The organism is Desulfobaculum sp. SPO524, assembly GCF_044987625.1.
In the GTDB taxonomy this organism is placed as follows: Bacteria; Desulfobacterota; Desulfovibrionia; order Desulfovibrionales; family Desulfovibrionaceae; genus Desulfobaculum.
Genome location: NZ_JBJDSB010000005.1, coordinates 122,075 through 140,567 on the forward strand (window position 1 = coordinate 122,075; position 18,493 = coordinate 140,567).

Sequence of the window (18,493 nt, forward strand, 5' to 3'; positions counted from 1 at the left end):
AGATAACGGCCTTTCCCGGACGTATCCGGGTTCCCCCTGTCCGCCGGGGACGATTTCTGCCGTTTCTGCCCGCTGCGCGCCTCGTGTGGACAGCGCGCGCAGCGCTCATGGGATGACCTTCACTTCCAGCTCAAGGTCTATCCCGTGTGTGCGGGATACGGCGCTCTGCGCCTCCGCAATGAGGGCAAGGGCGTCGGCGCTGGTCCCGCCACCCGTGTTCACCAAAAAGTTCGCGTGCCGCTCGGAGAAGGCCATGCCGCCAAGTTGCCGTCCGCGGAATCCCGCTTCATCCAGCAGCCGCCCGGCGGAGTTCGCCTGCGGGTTCTTGAACACGCATCCGGCGCTCCATGCCTCCAGCGGCTGGGACGCCCGTTTGGTGTTCATGGTCTCCGCCATGCGGGACTTGATGGCCTCGCGGCTGTCTTCCTTCAGGTCCACCTCCACGCCCATGACGAGGAACCACTCGTCCACGGTACGCGGGGCAAAATGGCGATAGCCGGTAAGCACATCCTCGCGGTCCGCCCAGCGCAGGCCGCAGCAGGGGGAAAACAGCAGAACCCGCCGCATAACGCGGCTCATGTCCGTGCCGTAGGACCCGGCGTTCATGGCCACTGCGCCGCCGATGGTGCCGGGGATGCCCGAAAGCCCTTCCATACCGGCAAGGCCCTTGGACGCCACCCATGACAGGAAGGCGGGCAGACCCATGCCTGCGTCGGCGCGCACGGTGACGCGGTCGCCGGAAAAGCCAACGATTTCCGGCTTTGCCGGCTCGGGCACACGGACAAGAGCAAGGGGGAGCTCGCCGTCGCGGGCAAGCAGGTTGGAGCCTTTGCCCAACATGAGCGGCGGCACACCCAGCTTTTCCAGCGCTCCGGGCAGCTCATCCAGATCGTTGACATGCCCAACAACGATTTCTGCCGTGGCGGTGCCGCCAAGGCGAAGCGTGGTGCGCTGCTGCATGCTCGGTCCCGGAAGAACCTTGAGTCCCATTGTTCCCTCTCGTCTGCTATCCTTTACGGCCGTCAAGCCACTGCGTGCCGATGGTCCAGATATTCCCAGCGCCCAGCGTCAGCAGTACATCGCCGGGACGGAGCGTCTCCGGCAATGCGCCCGACAGGGCGTCGAAATCCTCAAAGAACTGCACATCCGTCTCCGATACCTGCCGGATGCCCTGCGCAAGACTCTGCCCGCTCACGCCGGGAATCGGCTTCTCGCTTGCGGGGTATATCTCGGTGAGCATCAATGTGTCTACCTGACTGAATGCCTTGCAGAATTCTCCAAACAGGGCCTGCGTGCGTGTGAAGCGGTGCGGCTGAAAGGCCACAACCAGCCTGCGGTCCGGGTAGCACTGGCGCGCGGTGTCGAGGGTGGCCATGATTTCCGTGGGATGATGCCCGTAGTCGTCCACCACCAGCACGCCGTCGCGTTCGCCCTTGCGCTCGAACCGGCGGCCAACACCGCCAAAGTTGGCAAGGCCGCGGATGATGGCGTCCTTGGACAGGCCAGCCTCAATAGACACGCCAATGGCGCCAAGGGCGTTCAGCACGTTGTGGTGGCCGGGCTGACCAAGCACCACCTCGCCCCAGTATTCGCCCTCAAAGTAGACGTCGAAGCAGCTTTCGGCCTCGCACTCCTTGATGACGCCGCGCAGCTGGCAGTCCTCGCCAAGGCCATAGACCATCACCGGACGCTTGATGCGGGGCAGAATCTCGCGCACCACCGGATTGTCGCCGCAGACCACGTTCATGCCGTAGAACGGCACCTTGTTCATGAAGCTGACAAAGCTCTCGCGGATGGCGTCCATGTCCTCGTAAAAGTCCATGTGGTCCATGTCGATATTGGTGACCACGGTGACGATGGGGGCAAGGCACAGGAACGAGCCGTCGGACTCGTCGGCCTCGGCCACAAGGTATTCGCCCTCGCCCAGCAGCGCGTTGGAGCCGAAAGTGTTGAGCCTGCCGCCGATGATGACGGTGGGGTCCAGCTTCGCTTCGGTAAAGATGGTGGCCAGCAGCGATGTGGTAGTGGTCTTGCCATGGGTACCAGCCACGGCGATGCCCTGCTTCAGGCGCATCAGTTCCGCCAGCATCTCCGCGCGGGGGATGACGGCAATGCCCTGACGGCGCGCTTCCACAACCTCGGGGTTGTCCTCGCTGACGGCGGTGGACTTCACCAGCACATCGGCGTCGCCGAGGTTCTCTGCGGCGTGGCCCTGATGCACGGTTGCGCCAAGGCTTTTCAGGCGCTGCGTTACGGCGTTGTCCGCAAGGTCAGAGCCTGCGACCTCATAGCCGAGGTTGATGAGCACTTCGGCGATGCCGTTCATGCCGGACCCGCCGATGCCGACCATATGGATTTTCTTAATCTTGTTCTTCATGCGGCCACTTGTATCGTTTCCGGGGTGGTCCCCGTTATGCATGCTTTATGCGTTGATCATTGCCTCGATCTCGTCGACCAGTTTCCCGGCCGCCTGCGGCGCGCCAAGGGCGCGTGCCGCCTCGGACATGCGGGCCAGTCGGCCCGGCTCCTGAAAAATGTCGTCCAGCCGCGCGGCAAGGTCGGTCCCTTCCAGCTCGGCCTGCGGCAGCAGCACCGCCGCGCCGGCCTTATCCAGAAACCCCGCGTTCACGGTCTGGTGGTCGTGCGTGGCGTGCGGGAACGGCACCAGAATGCTGGGCTTGCCCGCCACCGCCAGTTCCGCAACCGTGGTTGCGCCGGAGCGGCACAGGACGATGTCCGCCCAGTCATAGGCCTCACGCATGTCACGGATAAACGGCTCCACGCGAAAAAGGCCCGCGCCGTCGCCCTCAAGGGCGCTTTTTACGCGTTCGTAGTCTGCGTCGCCCGTCTGGTGCCACAGCTCAATGCCTTTCTCACGCAGGTGCGGCAGGCTGGCGATAACGGCGTCGTTCAGCGCCCGCGCGCCAAGGCTGCCGCCCACCACCAAAACGCGGCGCGTTCCGGCTTCCTCCACGGTTTTGTCCGCGAGGCCGCGGATGACTTCGCGCACGGGGTTGCCCGTCTCCACGGTTTTGTCCGAGGCAAAGGCGCCCCGCTCGTCCGGGAAGCTCACAAACACCCGCTTGGTAAAGCGCGAGAGGAACCTGTTGGCCGCACCGGGCACGCTGTTTTGTTCGTGCACGGCGCAGGGCACCCCGCGCAGGCGCGCGGCCAGCACCGGGGCAAAGCAGGCGTACCCGCCAAAGCCGATAACGGCCTGCGGGCCAAAGCGCCCAAGGATGCCAAGGGCGCGCAGCACAGCGCCGCCCATGACGGCCAGCGCGCCCACAGCTTTGATGCCGCGCCCGAGGATGCCCCGGACAGGCAGGCCGATGAAGTCCAGTCCCGCATCCTGCGCAAACTGGGACTCGCGGCCATAGCGCCCGCCGACAAAGAGGATGCGCACGTCCGGATTGCGGCGGCGCAGCTCCTCGGCCACGGCGAGGGCTGGAAATATATGTCCACCGGTTCCTCCGGTGGTCAGGATGACGCGTTCAATCATCAATTCTTTCTCCGCGACAGATTCAGCAGCATGCCGACGCAGATGCAGGTCACAAACAGGCTGGAGCCGCCGTAGCTGATAAAGGGCATGGGCACGCCCTTGGGCGGCGCTGCGCCAAGGACCACGGCCATATTCATCACCGCGCCCATGGCGAGGATGAGCACCATGCCAAGGGCGGTGAACCTATCCTGGGCATCCTCCTGCGCGCAGGCTACGGCAAAGCCGCGCCAAAGCAGCGTCCCCATGATGACGAAGACCAGCGAGACGCCGAGAAAGCCCAGTTCCTCGCCCACCACGGCCATGATGAAGTCGTTGTGCGCCTCGGGCAGGAAGAGGAGCTTCTGCTTGCCCGCGCCAAGGCCAACGCCCGTCCAGCCGCCGGAGCCAAAGGCATAGAGCGACTGCACAAGCTGATACCCTGAATCCTGTGCATTCTCAAAGGGGTGCAAAAAGGCCGTCAATCGCTTGACGCGGTACGGCTCGCGGATGACCAGCATCCACGCACACCCCGCCGCCAGCAGGACGGAGGACCCGAGGTACACGAGGCTTGTCCCGCCCACAAGGCTCATAAGGAAAAGAATTCCGCACAGAAACACGGCCCCGCCGAAATCCGGCTGCAGCAGAAGCAGCAGACACAACGTGCCCGTCACAAAAACCGGGGGCACAAACCCCACGCTGAAGGTTTTGACGAGGTCCTGCTTGTGGCTGAAAAAATAGGCCAGATAGAACACAAGGGCGATTTTGCTGAACTCCAGCGGCTGCAGGGACAGCCCGCCAAAGCGCAGCCAGCGCCGCGCGCCACCCGCCTCCACGCCAAGGGGCGTGAGCGTCAGCAGAATAAGGGCCATGGCGCCAAACAGCCACAGGTAGGTCAGCTTGTAGAACACCTTGCGCGAGGTGAAAAAGCACACCGTCATCACCCCAAGGCCCGCCAACGTAAACAGCGCCTGCTTGCGGAAAAAGATGTAGGGGTCGCCCAACTGCCGCCCGGCCATCACGCCCGAAGCGCTCATGACCATGACCATGCCCGTGCACAGCAGCATAAGCGCGGCGGAAAGCAGCACATAATCAAAGCGCTGTCCCTGCCCCTTCTCCCGCTGGTTGCCGGGTGCGGTCTTTGCGGCGGCTTTCGCCATGTTCTACAGCTCCTCTTCCAACAGGTTGAATATACGGCGGAAGTCGTCGCCGCGTTCACAGTAGTTGTTGTACAGGTCATAGCTGGCCGTGGCCGGAGACAGCAGCATCACGTCGCCGGATTCCGCCCATGTCATCAGGCGGCGCACCGCGCCCTCCATGTCGCGCTCCCATGCCAGCGGCACATTGCCCGCCCATGCCTGCTCAAAAATGTGGCGGCTGTCGCCAAACAGGCACACCGCGCGGACCTTGCGCCGCAACAGCGGAGCCAGCGCCTTAAGGTCGCCGCCCTTGTACTTGCCGCCGGCCAGCAGCAACACAGGCTGTTCAAAGGCCTCCAGCGCGGCCTTGAGGGACGCCACGGTAGTCGCCTTGGAATCATTCACAAAGGTCACGCCCGCATGCTCACCAACCCGCTCAAGGCGGTGGGGATGCGGCTCAAAGGTCGCCAGGGCCTCGCGCATGTCGCGCTCGTTGACGCCAAAGCGTCGCAGCGCCTGATACGCGGCCTCCATGTTCGCCTGATTGTGCGCGCCGGGGAGCCTGTCGCACTCAAAGCGGTCCGTGGACTCGAAGAACCGCACCCGCGCGGCGGTGAAGCTGTATTCCTCCAGCTTTTCGCGCATGTCCGCAGGCACGATGGCGAGGTCCTCGTCGGTCATGAAGGCGAACAGATTCAGCTTGGCGCGCAGGTATTCGTCCATGTCCGCGTGGTAGTCCTGATGGTCCTCGGTAAGGTTCAGGAGCACCGCCACTTCGGGGCGGAAGGACGTACAGTTCTGCGCCTGAAAACTGGAGACTTCCAACACCAGCGCGTCGGCGCTGCGTCCGGAGAGCACATGCTCGGACAGGGGCGTGCCAATGTTGCCGCCCTCGAAGACCGACAGGCCCATATGGCGCAGCACGTGGGCGCACAGGGCGGTGGTTGTGGTCTTGCCGTTGGTGCCCGTAATGGCCAAAACGCGGCCGCTGGCGTAGCGCCCGGCCAGTTCCAGCTCGGACATGATCTCCGGGGCAACATCCATGGGGAACAGCGCGCGGATTTTCCGTGCGGGCACGCCCGGAGACAGCACCACCGTGTCCGCGCCGTCAAAATAGTCCGGCTTGTGGGGGCCAAAGCGCAGGACAATACCCTCGCCTTCCAGCTGCGCACGCAGGGTGTCGTCCAGCGCGTTTTCGTTGGCGTCCAGAAGCGTCACGTCCGCGCCAAGGGCGCGCACAAGGCGCGCCGCACTGCGGCCGGAGGTGCCCGCGCCCACCACCACGGTCCGTTTGCCAGTCATTGTCTGCTCAAGCTGCGTCTGCATGACCGGCTACCTCAGCTTCAGGGTTGAAAGGGCAAAAAGGCCCAGCAGGATGGACAGAATCCAGAACCGGGTGATGATCTTGGACTCCGGGATGCCCTTCAGCTCAAAATGGTGATGCAGCGGCGCCATGCGGAAAATGCGCTTGCCGCCCGTGAACTTGAAGTACCCCACCTGCAGGATGACCGAGAACGTCTCAATGACGAACAGCCCGCCAACGATGACCAGCACCAGCTCGTGCTTGCACAGCACGGCGATGAAACCGAGGGTCGCGCCGATGGACAACGAGCCCACATCGCCCATAAAGACCTGCGCCGGATAGGCGTTGAACCACAAAAAACCAAGCCCCGCGCCAACCAGCGCGCCGCAGAACACCGTCACTTCGCCCATCCCAGCCATGTAGGGAATCTGTAAATATTTGGCGATTTCCGAGTGGCCAGACACGTAGACGAACACCACAAAGCACGCGCCCGCCACAATGCTGGGACCAATGGCAAGGCCATCAAGGCCGTCGGTCAGGTTCACGGCGTTGGACGAGCCAACAATGACCAGCACGGCAAAGGGCAGGTAGAACCACCCAAGGTCAGGCCGCAGGCCCTTAAAGAAGGGAAACGCGAGGTGCGTGTCATAGGCAGGCTGCTGGATGAGAAAGAACATGGCAATGCCCGCAACAAGCAGCTGCAGGGACATTTTACCAAGGGCGGAGAGGCCTTTATTCTGTTTTTTCACCACCTTGAGGTAATCATCAATAAAGCCGATGGCCCCAAAGCCCGTAAACACAAACACCGCCAGCCACACGTACACATTGGTCAGGTCCGCCCACAAAAACACTGCCGTGAGCAGGGAAAAGCCAAGGAGCAGGCCGCCCATGGTGGGCGTTCCTTCCTTGCACATGTGCGCGGACACATCCTCATGGATATGCTGGCCGCACTTGATTCGCTTGAGCAGGCGGATAAAGGCAGGGCCGATGACGATGGTCAGCAGCAGCGCCGTCAGCAGCGCCCAGACGCTCCGGAACGTGATGTACCGGAACACGTTGAACAGGCTTATATCGCTGGAAAGCGGGTAAAGCAGATTATAGATCATGCTGTGCTCTCTTTACTGAGCCAGTCCGACAGGGACTGGACATAACGTTCCATTTGCGTAGAGCGCGAGCCCTTGAACAGGACCACGCCGCCGTCAAGGCCGAGGGCGCCAAAGGCTTCGGGAAAGGCCTCCGGCGAGGACAGGCGGACAAACTGGCCCGGCCACTCGCCATTGCCAAGGCCCGCGGCCACATCTTCGGCGTGTTCGCCTTCGTAGAACACCGCCTGCGCCGGGGTCGCCGCAATGGCGCGCCCAAGCTCGCGGTGCAGGTCCGCCGCGGTGTCGCCCAGCTCGCGCATCGCCCCAAGGACGAGAACGAGGGGGGCACGCCCGGCCATATCCGCCGCACTGTCAACGGCGCGGTGCATGGCCAGCGGATTGGCGTTGTAGGCGTCGTCCACAAGGGTCCACCCGCCAACGGGCAGGCAGGCGCTGCGGTGCTCGGGCAGGGCCGCCTTGCGCAGGCCGCGCGCAATGTGCTCCGGGCCCGCGCCAAGGTCATGGGCAGCGGTTGCCGCCGCAAGCATGTTTTCGGCCTGATACGCACCGCACAGCGGCATGGTGATGTCCACACGCTCGCCGTCCAGCACCAGTTCGTACTGCCCGCCCTCCTCGTTATGGCCGAGGTAGCGCGCGCTGAACCGGTCCGACCGGCCCGTGGTGGAAAACCCAACCGTCAAGGCAAAGCGCGATGTCGCGGCCTGCCACAGCTGGGGATAGTCCATGCTCACATAGGCGCGCCCGCCATCCGCCACAAAGTCGAGGAGGTCGGTCTTGCACCGGGCCACGCCGTCAAGGTCGCCCAGCCCTTCCAAATGCGCGGGACCGATATTGCCGATAACCGCGCGGTCCGGGCGGACAATGGCGCCAAGCTCGTTCATGTCGTGCGGCTGGCTAATGCCAAGCTCCAGCACCCAGAACCGCTCGTCGCCGGTAAAGTCCAGCATGCACATGGGCACGCCGAGTTGATTATTGAAATTCTTGTAGTTGCGCGCCGTCTCGCCCACTTCCGCAAGGATGGATGCCAGCATCTCCTTGACGGTGGTCTTGCCGGCAGAACCGGTCACAGCCACCACGGTAGCGCTGGTCCGGCTGCGCCAGTACGCGCCAAGGCGGCCCAGCGCGGCAAGGGAATCCGTAACCATCAGCACAGGCACCCGGTCCATGATCTCGGGCAGGGGCCGCTCGGCCAGCACGGCAATGGCGCCGCTGGCCACGGCCTGCTCCACAAAGTTATGACCATCGAACTTGGCGCCCGGCAGGCAGACAAACAGGTCTCCGGGCCGAACGGCCCGGCTGTCCGTACGCACCGCCGCAATGTGGCGCTCCTGCAGTGCAGGGTCGATGTCGCCACACGCGTTCATGGCGGCTGCGGCCTGAGCGAGGGTCATGTTCACGACGTGATCTCCCTGACCACCTGCGCGTCGCTAAAGGGCAGACGCGTTCCGCGGATTTCCTGATACGTCTCGTGCCCCTTGCCCGCAATGACCAGCACATCGCCGGAGCGCATCTCGCCAAGGGCGGCGGTGATGGCGCCGCGGCGGTCGGGGTTCTCGATGACGTACTTGCACTTCGACAAACCGGGGCGCACATCATTCATAATGGCGACGGAATTCTCGCTGCGCGGATTGTCCGAGGTCAGCACCGCCACATCGGCGTAGTGGCTGACGGCCTCGCCCATGAGCGGACGCTTGGCGCGGTCGCGGTCGCCGCCGCAGCCAAACACCACAAACAGACGCTTGAAATCGAGTTCCTTCACGCTGGAGAGAACATTCTCCAAAGCGTCCGGCGTGTGCGCATAGTCCACGAACACATTCAGCCCGCGGCGGTTGTCGATGCGCTCAAGGCGTCCGGGAACGCCGCAGAACTTCTCCAGCGCCTTCAGGCGGCGGGGCTTCACGCCAAGGGCAAGGGCCGCGCCCTGCACTGCCAGCAGGTTGGACGCGTTGTGCTTGCCGATAAGCGGGGACTGGAGTTCCCAGCGCTCCTCGCCGAACTTCATGGACAGGTGCACCCCGCGCGAATCGCAGGACACAATGTCGCCCCACAGCCCGCGCGCCTCGCCCGTCGCCGGGTAGTACAGGCCGTAGCCGATGGCGTCGGGACAGCGGTCCAGCAGGATGCGGCCATAGGGGTCGTCCACGTTGATGACCGTGGTCTTGCCCGCCTTCGGCACGTCGGTGAATAGGCGCGCCTTGGCGTTAAAGTAGGCGTCCATGGTCTTGTGGTAGTCCAGATGGTCCTGCGTCACGTTGGTCAGCACGGCCACGTCGTAGCCAAGGCCCGCCACACGGTCCTGATCAAGGGCGTGGGACGAAACTTCCATGATGACGGTGTCCACACCTGCGGCGGCCATATTGGCCATGATTTCATGCAGTTGCCAGCAGTCCGGCGTGGTCATGGCCGCGTCCAGCGCAAAGCCGGGCCAGCGGTAGTTCACAGTGCCAATAACGCCAACCTTGCGGCCAGCGGCGGCAAGGACGTGTTCCAACATGTATGTGACGGTGGTCTTGCCGTTGGTGCCCGTGATGCCGATAACGGTCTGCCCGTGCTCGGCGGTTTTAAAGTAGGCGGCGGCCAGCTCGCCAAGGGCCTTTCGCGGCTCCTCGTGCTCCACCAGTGTGGCGTCTGCGCCGTCTGGCAGCGTGGTGCCCGGGCGGGCCACAATCCACTTGGCCCCGCGCTCAAGGGCGCTGGGGATAAACGCGGCGCCATCAACACTGGCGCCCGGGGCAGCAACAAAGACCTCGCCAGGGTTCACCTGACGGGAGTCCGACCGTACCATCAGCCCGTCCGAGACAGCCTGGACAAGCGTATTCCATATATTCTTCATGCTCGCATCAACTCCGCCCCTGCGCGTCGGACAGCCACAGGACTGCCCGCCGTGCGTCTTTCCACGGCGTTCCCGGCGCGGGGCTCTGCTTGCCGATGATGTATCCTTTACCGCGGAGGTCCGGCATAACCCCTGCGTTTGCGAAAACTGCGATGCCCTGCCTGAGGGGCATTCCGACAACGTCGGGCACGGCGTGTGCGCCCGCGGCGTCTGTGATGGGAACAGCCTTGCGATGCACTCTACGAGGAAGCGTCCGACCATATGCTGACCCTCCTTTGCCGGCGGCAAAGGCATTCTTGGCGGCCACGTCGGGCAACTCGCCAAGGTACGCCATGGCGCCGAGCGCAATGTCCCTCACGGCAGGAGCGGCAACCACGCCGCCGTAATGCTGAGGATGCGGTTCGTCAACCATTACCATCACCAGATACCGCGGCGTTTCGGCAGGAAACAGCCCCACGAACGAGGCCAGATACTTGTTGCCGTAGCCGCCGGAGGCCGAAGCCTTCTGCGCGGTGCCGGTCTTGCCGCCCACATCCATGCCGTCGATGCGTGCGCGGCGTCCCGTGCCGTCTGCCTCCACGACGTCGCGGAGCATACGCAGCACCTGCGACGTCACAGTCGAATCAAAAACTTTTTGGCTTGGGGCCTGCGGCGCGGCGTTTTCCACGATGCGCAGCGGCCTCAGAACGCCCCCGTCGGCAATGCACAGATAGCCTTGCGCCATTTGCAGCGCCGTGGTGGCAATGCCCTGCCCAAAGGCGATGGACGCGGTGTCCACCCGCTGCCAGCGCCCCGGATCGCGCAGGATGCCCCGGCTCTGCCCGGCAAGAGGCATATCAAGGCGCTCGCCAAAGCCAAGGCGGCGCAGATACGTGTAGAACCGCTCCGCGCCAAGCTCCAAGGCAATCTTGGACATGCCGATGTTGGAGGACTTCTTGAGAATGGTAGAGACGGTCAGGTCGTCATAGTCGTGGGTATCGCGGATGGTGACGCCGTCAAGGCGATAGCGTCCGCCCTCGCAATCCAGCTTGGTGTCCGGCGCCACAACGCCTTCCTGCAGCGCAGCGGCAATGACAAAGGGCTTGAAGGTGGACCCGGGCTCCAGCGCATCAAGGGCGATGCGGTTGCGCCAGATGTCCGGCCCGTACTGACCGTAGATATTGGGATTGAAATACGGGTACTGCGCCCAGGCGAGGATGGAGCCGGAATCGACATCCACCACAAGGCAGGTTCCAGACTTGCCGCTGTAGCGGGTGACGGAGCGCTCAAGGGCGCGTTCGGCCACGGCCTGAATGTCCGCGTCGATGGTAAGGTGCACGTCCTGCCCACGCCCGGAGTCCTCCATGTCGCCATTGAGGTAGAGCATGCGCCCGCGCGCGTCGCGCTGGACGATGGTCTTGGAGCTTTGGCCCGTCAGCGCATCGTTCAGGGACAGTTCAAGGCCCTCCAGCCCGGTGCCGTCCAGGCCGCAAAAGCCCAGAAGCTGACCGGCCAGATGGCCGTTGGGGTAGAGTCTCTTATACTCGGTGACGAGGTGCACGCCGGGAAAGTCCAGCTTGTCCACCTCCGCGGCTTCGCGGTCGCTCACCTGCCGCTCCAGCCACACAAAGGGCCGGTGGGCGGTGAGGTCCTCGTACAACTGCCGCGAGGAGATGCCAAGCACGCGCGAAAGTTCGCGCGCGGCACGCTGCGGGTCCTCTACATCAAGAGGCCGCGCAAAAACGGAACGGCACTGGACGCTCTGCGCCAGTACACGCCCGCGGCTGTCAAAGATCCGCCCCCGTTCCCCACTTGTGAATTCACTGGCCAGATGCTGCCTGTTGGCCCGCTTGGCGAGGCGCTCGCCATCAAGAATCTGCACCGAGAAGGCGCGCCCCCACAGCCCAAGCCAAAAAAGGCCAAACGCCACCCCAACCACGACGAGCCGGATTCGGCACCAGTCGCGCGTTTTGGCATGACGGGGCGAGTAGGCAGCCATCAGGGACGCTCTCCATGTTGCGGTTCATCATGCGCCAGTCCATCGTGCATGCGTCTGATGCGACCGGGCGCGCCCGGCCCAAGGCCAAGTTCGCGCGCCTTACGCCGCAACCTGTGCGGCGAGAGCAGATTATCTCGCTCCACCTCCAGCTTGGAGACCAAGGCCAGCCTCTCGTCCAGCGCATCCTGCTGCTCCTTGAGGCTGTAGGCGAGGTCCATCCGCTCGATGTTGCACCAGACCATCGCAAGGCCAAGAAGCAGGGACGTCAACAGCAGTGTTGCTGCGGCGGCGCTCCGCCAGTCCCTGAATCCCCTCATCTTCCCGGCTCTTGTTCCTGAAGTTTTTCCGCCACGCGCAGTTTGGCGCTGCGCGAGCGCGAATTCACGGCCAGTTCCTCATCCTTGGCCGTCACGGGTTTGCGGGTCAGAATCTTCACCTGCGGCGAGTGGCCGCATATGCACATGACCTGCTCCCTCGGGCACAGGCATCCCTTGGCCTCGCGCTGGAAGAAGCGCTTGACGATCCTGTCCTCAAGGGAATGGAACGAGATGACCTGAAGCCGGGCACCCGGCTTCAGGTACGGCACCACGCGCTCCAAAAAGTCCTCAAGCTCCCGCAGCTCCTGATTGACCTCCATACGCAGGGCCTGAAAGGTCCTGGTGGCGGGATGCAGGCGCGACTTGGCGCGCATCTTGGCCGGGTAGGCCCCTTCCACGATGGCGGCCAGCTCAAGGGTGGTTTCGATGGGTTTCTTGGCCCGCGCTTCCTCAATAGCGCGGGCAATGCGCCCGCCCATGGGCTCCTCGCCGTAGCGGCCGATGATTTGCTTCAATCGGTCCACGTGGGCGCGGTTGACGATGGCGGATGCGGTTTCGCTGTCCCCCAGCGTGCCCATACGCATATCCAGCGGCCCGTCCTCCAGAAAGCTGAATCCCCGTTCGGGGTCGTCAATCTGCAGGGACGAGACGCCAATGTCGACAAGCGCGCCGTCGAGTTCGTTCCAGCCGAACTCATCCAGCGCGCGCTCAAACTGACTAAAGCGGCAGTGCGCAAAGTGGACCTTGTCGCCAAAGCGGTCCAGCCGCTCCTGCGCAAGGGCAAGTGCCTGTGCGTCGCGGTCGCAGCCGACAACTTCGGCTTTGCCGCCCGCCGCGTCGAGTATGGCCTCGGTATGGCCCCCCATTCCGAGGGTGCCGTCCAGATAGCGGCCACCGGGACGCGGCGCAAGGTGCTCTATCACCTCGTCCCTCAGGACGGGGATGTGCACCTTTGCGGGGTCGTGCTGTTGCTGACCCATAATCATTCTCCCCGCGCGCCTCTACAGCCGCAGTTCGAACCCCTTTTCCGCCAGCGCGGACATGTCGTCGTCAAAGCTCGACTCCATCTCGCGGCGCTTGGCCTCAAAGGTGTCCGTGTTCCATATTTCAAACTTTCTCCCGACTCCGGCGATGACCACGTCCTTCTCCAGCCCCGCGTAGTGTCTGAGATGCGGGGGGATGAGGATGCGCCCCTGCTTGTCCAGCTTCACCTCCATAGCGCCGGAGATGAAAAAGCGCTGAAAATTGCGCAGGCGCGAGTCGAGCATATTAATCCGGTTAAAACTCTCTTCGATGCGTTCCCACTCGGGGAGGGGGTAGCCGACGGCGCAGCCGTCAAAATTCGTGAGCATAAGACATTCGCCGGACTCCATATCAGCCGCAGCTGACCGGAATTCCGGTGGAAGCATAAGCCGCCCCTTGGGGTCGAGGCTTCTATAGGAATGTCCTCTAAACATGCTCATGGCATACACCCATACCCACCTTTTACCACAAATTACCACCAAACAAGGTGAGCATGTCAAGGGGAAATGCCAGCCATTCACGCCTTTTCGGGAAATGGCCCCGCCTTGCCACACTCCCCGGAGAATCACCCCCAACTGCAACTCGCAGTGAAAAGACACCAAACGCCGTGCAGAAAATGAGCAAGAACAGGACACTACAGCGATGAAGCGTCACCAGATGCGGCGGCGGCCACGCCACACCGGCCATGAAAGAGACCATTCACACGCAGGGGCGCGCCCACAGCGGCCGCATTCCTACCGCTTCGCAAGGATTGACTTCCCCCGCCCCATGCAGGACACTTTCCTACTGCCCGCAAAGTGCGGCGGCAAAGCGGCCCCACGCCGCGCCCCCGCGCAAAAGGGGCTTTTCGCAGACTTCCTCACACAGGCAAAGTGTGTTATCCACGTGACTTGAGGCCGCTTGAACCTCGACATTCTTGCGGCAAACGTTTCCTACAATCCTGCTTACGAGGTACTGACGCACATGGCTTCACCAAAATCAGGCATTTTGGATAATCTGGACGAGGAATACTACCAGATCACTCCTGAAATCCTGTCCAGCTTTCCCAAGTTTCGTCCGCCGCTCAATATCTACATCCTCAAGGAGGATGTGGCCCAAATCCTCATCTTTAAAAAGACCGGGGAACGCGTGGGCAAAGACGAGCAGGAGAAACTTGCAGAACTTTGCGCGGAGGGCAACATCTTCCTTGCCCGCAGTGACCACCACATCTACTCCAAGCACATCAGTAAACAGCTGGACCTCGTGCTGCAGGACGAGCACCTCAAGGAAGCGGAAATCGCGGAAATTTTCCGCCATGCCCTGACGGACCGCATCAATGAATTCCTTGAGCAGCCGGTGCAGGCCGTGTTCGACAAGCTCTACGGCGACCTGATGGTGCTTACCGAGTACCTGTGGGGCGACCTGAACCGCATCAAGGCCTTTACCCGCCGCCTGCACAAGGAGCACACCCTCGCCCACCACAGCTTCAGCTCCGGCAGTCTGGGACTTTGGCTGTTTGGCAAGGTCTACCCCGGCGGCTTTAACCGCCGAGTGTACGACAAGGTCACCGTTGCCCTGTTCCTGCACGATATGGGCATGTCCAAAATTCCCGCCTTCATCCGCGAGAAGACCAAATCCCTGACGCAGGACGAGCGCAACAAGGTGAACATGCACCCCCTCGTCGGCTCCAAGATGGCCCTCAAGTTGGGGCTGAAATACGACGAGATGCAGCAGTGCATCATGGAACATCACGAGCGCCTTGACGGCTCCGGCTACCCGAACAAAAAATCGGACATTTCGCCCCTTGGCCGCATCTGCGCCATTGCGGACTCCTACTGCGCCATGATTTCCAAGCGTCCCTACGCCGAAGCCATGGAGCCTAAGGACGCCGTGGCCCAGCTCAAGGCCCAAAGCGGCAAGTACGACCAAAAGATCGTCACCTTCCTGCACAGCGCCATCACCATCGGCAAGTGGTAACAGGTGGGAGTGGGAGACGGTGGGAGCGGTCTACGCCCCTCCCTGTGTCCAATTCTGTCGGCGTAGCGTGAACGGACGCCACGGACGCCGGGGCTCCGCTCCGGCCTGCTGACCTCACGCAGAATACGCCAACCGTGGTCAAGGACGCACCGCCTTACTCCGGAGTGACCGGGACTGCGCTTGACAACGCCGCCCATCAGGCGGGGCCTCAGGCCACCGGGAAGCAGCGGGCAAATCCCGCAAACACCCTGCCACAGGCCATGTTTTCAAAGATCGGCAACGCCGCGCCACGATACGGCAATTCCCCAAAACTGCAAGCGCCCTGACAGTCCACCTGTCCGGGCGCTTTTCTTTGTATCCGGCCCGCTCACTGGCGCGCCAGCGCTCCGTTCTTCTCCAGAGGAGCTTGCCGCAGGCCGCATAAGAAAGGCACCCCGGCGGAGACACTCTCCGCCGGGGCGTGGTTGCTGTCACCCTGTGGGGTGATTCACTCTCTGTGTGAAGGCTGTTTTGGGCCGCAGCGCGGCGCAGTCCACGGCGGACGACGCCGCGTAGGGACGAAGCGCCGCCCGTGGCCGAAGAAGGCAAGGTCGGGGTCCCGTGAGGGCTTCCCACAAGCCAAGCCGCGCAGTTGTCGCCTTTGCGGGGCGTACAGACCATACGGACCGGATGCGCTGCCCGTCACCGCGCTAACTGATGCGCAGTCCGCCTTCGGCGGCGTCCACCACCACGTCCTGTCCCTCGCCCACCGTGTTGCCGATGATGGCCTTGGCAAGGGGCGTCTCCACGTGGGCCTGCAGATAACGGCGCAGGGGCCGCGCGCCAAAGGCAGGCTCGTAGGCCGCGTCGGCGATGAGCGCCTTGGCCGCATCGGTGAGCGTCAGCGTCATCTTGCGCTCGGCAAGGCGTTGGCGCAGGCCGGTCAGCATCAGCTCAATGATAGCCTTCAACTGCTCGGCCAGCAGCGGCTTGAAGTTCACCACCTCGTCCACGCGGTTCAGGAATTCCGGACGGAAGTGGCCACGCAGGGTATCCATAACGCGCTCCTCCACGCCGTCGGCCAGCGAACCATCCTTCTGGATGCCCTCCAAGAGGTACTGGGAGCCGAGGTTGGACGTCATAATGATAATGGTGTTCTTGAAGTCCACCGTGCGGCCGTGGCTGTCCGTCAGGCGGCCGTCGTCCAGAATCTGGAGCAGCGTGTTGAACACGTCGGGGTGCGCCTTTTCGATTTCGTCAAAGAGCACCACGGAGTACGGCTTGCGGCGCACGGCTTCGGTCAGCTGGCCGCCCTCGTCGTAGCCGATGTATCCGGGAGGCGCTCCAATAAGGCGCGCCACGGTGTGCTTTTCCATATATTCGGACATATCCAGCCGGACCATGTTTTCCTCGGTGTCAAAGAGCGCCTGCGCAAGGGTTTTGCACAGTTCGGTCTTGCCCACGCCCGTGGGGCCAAGGAAGATGAACGAGCCAATGGGGCGGCTGGGGTCCTTGAGTCCGGCGCGGGCGCGCAGCACGGCATCCGCCACGGCAGTGACGGCTTGGTCCTGCCCCACCACGCGTTCATGAAGCTGGTCCTCCAGCCGCAGGAGCTTTTCGCGCTCGCCTTCCAAGAGGCGCGCCACGGGGATGCCCGTCCAGCGCGAGATAACCTGCGCCACATCATCAGGACCGACTTCCTCGCGCAACAGGCGCGGGGTTTCGTCGCCGTGTTCGCCCTCGTAGGTGGCCAGGCGCTTTTCAAGGTCCGGCAGCGTGGAATATTTCAACTCCGCCGCGCGGTTGTAGTCCAGCGAACGTTCCGCCTCCTCAATGGCAAGGCGGGTTTTCTCGATGTCCTCCTTGATTTTGCGCACGTCCTCAATGGAACCTTTTTCGCTCTCCCACTGCGCGGTGAGCGAAGCCTGTTCCTCGCGCAGGTCGGCCAGTTCCTTTTCCAGCTTGCGCAGGCGCTCGCGGGATTTTTCGTCCGTCTCGCGGTTCAGGGCCTCGCGCTCAATCTCCAACTGCATGACCTTGCGGTTGATATGGTCAAGGTCCGCCGGCAGGGAGTCGATTTCCGTACGAATCATGGCCGCGGCTTCGTCAATGAGGTCAATGGCCTTGTCCGGCAGTTGGCGGTCGGTGATGTAGCGGTTGGACAGGGTCGCCGCCTCCACAATAGCGCCGTCGGCAATGCGCACGCCGTGGTGCACCTCGAAGCGCTCCTTTAGGCCGCGCAGGATGGAGATGGTGTCCTCCATGGTCGGCTCATCGACCACCACGGGCTGGAAGCGGCGCTCCAGCGCGGGGTCCTTTTCGATGTACTTGCGGTACTCATCAAGGGTGGTTGCGCCGATGCAGTGCAGCTCGCCGCGCGCCAGCATGGGCTTAAGCAGGTTGCCCGCATCCATGGAGCCTTCGGTCTTGCCCGCGCCGACGATGGTGTGAATCTCGTCGATGAAGAGCAGAATCTGCCCGGCGGACTTTTCCACCTCGGCCAGTACAGCCTTGAGGCGCTCCTCAAATTCGCCGCGGTACTTGGCACCGGCAATGAGCGCGCCCATATCCAGCGCAAAGACCGTCTTGTCCTTGAGGCCTTCGGGCACGTCCTGCTTCAGGATGCGCTGGGCCAGCCCCTCAACAATGGCGGTTTTGCCAACGCCCGCCTCACCAATGAGCACGGGGTTGTTCTTGGTGCGGCGCGACAGGATGCGGATGCAGCGGCGGATTTCCTCGTCACGGCCGATGACGGGGTCCAGCTTGCCCTGCCTTGCGGCCTCCACAAGGTCTCGGCCGTACTTTTTCAGCGCCTCGTAGGTCTCCTCCGGGTTGGCGGAGGTGACGCGCTGGCTGCCGCGCACGTCGGTAAGCACGGCCAGAATCTTGTCGCGGTTCAGGCCGAAGTCGCGGTTCACGCGGCCCGCGCCGGTAGAGGCGGGTTCGTCCGCCAGCACAAGGAATATGTGCTCCACGCTGACGTACTCGTCCTTCATGCGGCCGGCGAGTTCCTGCGCTTTGACGAGGGTCTCGTTCAGGCGCTGGGTAACGTATATCTGTCCCGGACCGGAGCCGGGGCCGGAGACCTTCGGCAGCTTTTTTAGCTCCGCACGCACGGCCTTGGCATAGGCCGACGGATCGTAGCCCGCCTTTTCGATAAGGCGGCCCACAAGGCCGTCCTTCTGCTCCACGAGGGCCAGCAGAAGATGCTCGGCATCCACCTGCTGGTGGCCAAGGGTAACGGCCTTGTCCTGCGCCTCGTTCAGGGCGGTCTGGGATTTTTGCGTAAACTTGTTCATATCCATAATGGCATTCCCTCCAGAGGTTCCGGATGTGGTCCGGTGGAATGGCCGCGCCCGTCCCACGGACCGGCGCGGCGGA

At 63.1% G+C, this 18,493-nt stretch carries 14 protein-coding genes; 1 reads left to right on the forward strand and 13 read right to left on the reverse strand.

The features are described 5' to 3' along the window. Positions 1–105: 105 nt before the first annotated feature. Genes murB through mraZ form a run of 12 tightly spaced genes read right to left on the reverse strand, consistent with a single transcriptional unit; the run spans position 106 to position 13,611 of the window. Positions 106–990, reverse strand: coding sequence for a UDP-N-acetylmuramate dehydrogenase (murB, locus tag ACI3L3_RS14860; RefSeq protein ID WP_404845934.1), 885 nt, complete (start codon positions 988–990; stop codon positions 106–108). 16 nt (positions 991–1,006) lie between these two features. Continuing rightward, positions 1,007–2,377 carry a UDP-N-acetylmuramate--L-alanine ligase gene (murC, locus tag ACI3L3_RS14865; RefSeq protein ID WP_404845935.1) on the reverse strand — a complete coding sequence of 457 codons (1,371 nt, stop codon included), beginning with the start codon at positions 2,375–2,377 and terminating at the stop codon, positions 1,007–1,009. Positions 2,378–2,422: 45 nt separating this feature from the next. Further along, complete coding sequence (gene murG, locus ACI3L3_RS14870; protein WP_404846051.1) at positions 2,423–3,499, reverse strand: undecaprenyldiphospho-muramoylpentapeptide beta-N-acetylglucosaminyltransferase; 1,077 nt, start codon at positions 3,497–3,499, stop codon at positions 2,423–2,425. A 2-nt stretch (positions 3,500–3,501) separates the two neighbouring features. After that, positions 3,502–4,638 carry a putative lipid II flippase FtsW gene (gene ftsW, locus ACI3L3_RS14875; protein WP_404845936.1) on the reverse strand — a complete coding sequence of 379 codons (1,137 nt, stop codon included), beginning with the start codon at positions 4,636–4,638 and terminating at the stop codon, positions 3,502–3,504. Between the two features lie 3 nt (positions 4,639–4,641). Further along, positions 4,642–5,943 carry a UDP-N-acetylmuramoyl-L-alanine--D-glutamate ligase gene (gene murD / locus ACI3L3_RS14880; protein WP_404845937.1) on the reverse strand — a complete coding sequence of 434 codons (1,302 nt, stop codon included), beginning with the start codon at positions 5,941–5,943 and terminating at the stop codon, positions 4,642–4,644. A gap of 6 nt (positions 5,944–5,949) precedes the next feature. Then, positions 5,950–7,026 carry a phospho-N-acetylmuramoyl-pentapeptide-transferase gene (gene mraY, locus ACI3L3_RS14885; RefSeq protein WP_404845938.1) on the reverse strand — a complete coding sequence of 359 codons (1,077 nt, stop codon included), beginning with the start codon at positions 7,024–7,026 and terminating at the stop codon, positions 5,950–5,952. Then, on the reverse strand, positions 7,023–8,417 hold the full coding sequence (gene murF, locus ACI3L3_RS14890) for a UDP-N-acetylmuramoyl-tripeptide--D-alanyl-D-alanine ligase (protein ID WP_404846052.1): 1,395 nt from the start codon (positions 8,415–8,417) through the stop codon (positions 7,023–7,025). Before murF ends, mraY begins: the two co-directional genes overlap by 4 nt. Positions 8,418–8,419: 2 nt before the next feature. Further along, complete coding sequence (locus tag ACI3L3_RS14895) at positions 8,420–9,859, reverse strand: UDP-N-acetylmuramoyl-L-alanyl-D-glutamate--2,6-diaminopimelate ligase (RefSeq protein ID WP_404845939.1); 1,440 nt, start codon at positions 9,857–9,859, stop codon at positions 8,420–8,422. A gap of 7 nt (positions 9,860–9,866) precedes the next feature. Beyond that, positions 9,867–11,837: a penicillin-binding transpeptidase domain-containing protein gene (locus tag ACI3L3_RS14900; RefSeq protein ID WP_404845940.1), complete on the reverse strand. Its 1,971-nt coding sequence runs from the start codon at positions 11,835–11,837 to the stop codon at positions 9,867–9,869. Then, positions 11,837–12,154, reverse strand: coding sequence for a hypothetical protein (locus tag ACI3L3_RS14905; protein ID WP_404845941.1), 318 nt, complete (start codon positions 12,152–12,154; stop codon positions 11,837–11,839). Before ACI3L3_RS14905 ends, ACI3L3_RS14900 begins: the two co-directional genes overlap by 1 nt. After that, positions 12,151–13,134: a 16S rRNA (cytosine(1402)-N(4))-methyltransferase RsmH gene (gene rsmH, locus ACI3L3_RS14910; RefSeq protein ID WP_404845942.1), complete on the reverse strand. Its 984-nt coding sequence runs from the start codon at positions 13,132–13,134 to the stop codon at positions 12,151–12,153. Before rsmH ends, ACI3L3_RS14905 begins: the two co-directional genes overlap by 4 nt. 21 nt (positions 13,135–13,155) lie before the next feature. Continuing rightward, complete coding sequence (mraZ, locus tag ACI3L3_RS14915) at positions 13,156–13,611, reverse strand: division/cell wall cluster transcriptional repressor MraZ (protein WP_404846053.1); 456 nt, start codon at positions 13,609–13,611, stop codon at positions 13,156–13,158. A 466-nt stretch (positions 13,612–14,077) separates the two neighbouring features. Between mraZ and ACI3L3_RS14920 the strand changes: the two genes are divergently transcribed. Continuing rightward, entirely contained in the window at positions 14,078–15,133 is a 1,056-nt protein-coding gene (locus ACI3L3_RS14920; RefSeq protein WP_404845943.1) for an HD-GYP domain-containing protein, read from the forward strand. A 689-nt stretch (positions 15,134–15,822) separates the two neighbouring features. On the opposite strand, the gene clpB is transcribed toward ACI3L3_RS14920, so the two are convergent. Next, positions 15,823–18,417: an ATP-dependent chaperone ClpB gene (clpB, locus tag ACI3L3_RS14925; protein ID WP_404845944.1), complete on the reverse strand. Its 2,595-nt coding sequence runs from the start codon at positions 18,415–18,417 to the stop codon at positions 15,823–15,825. Between the last annotated feature and the right edge of the window lie 76 nt (positions 18,418–18,493).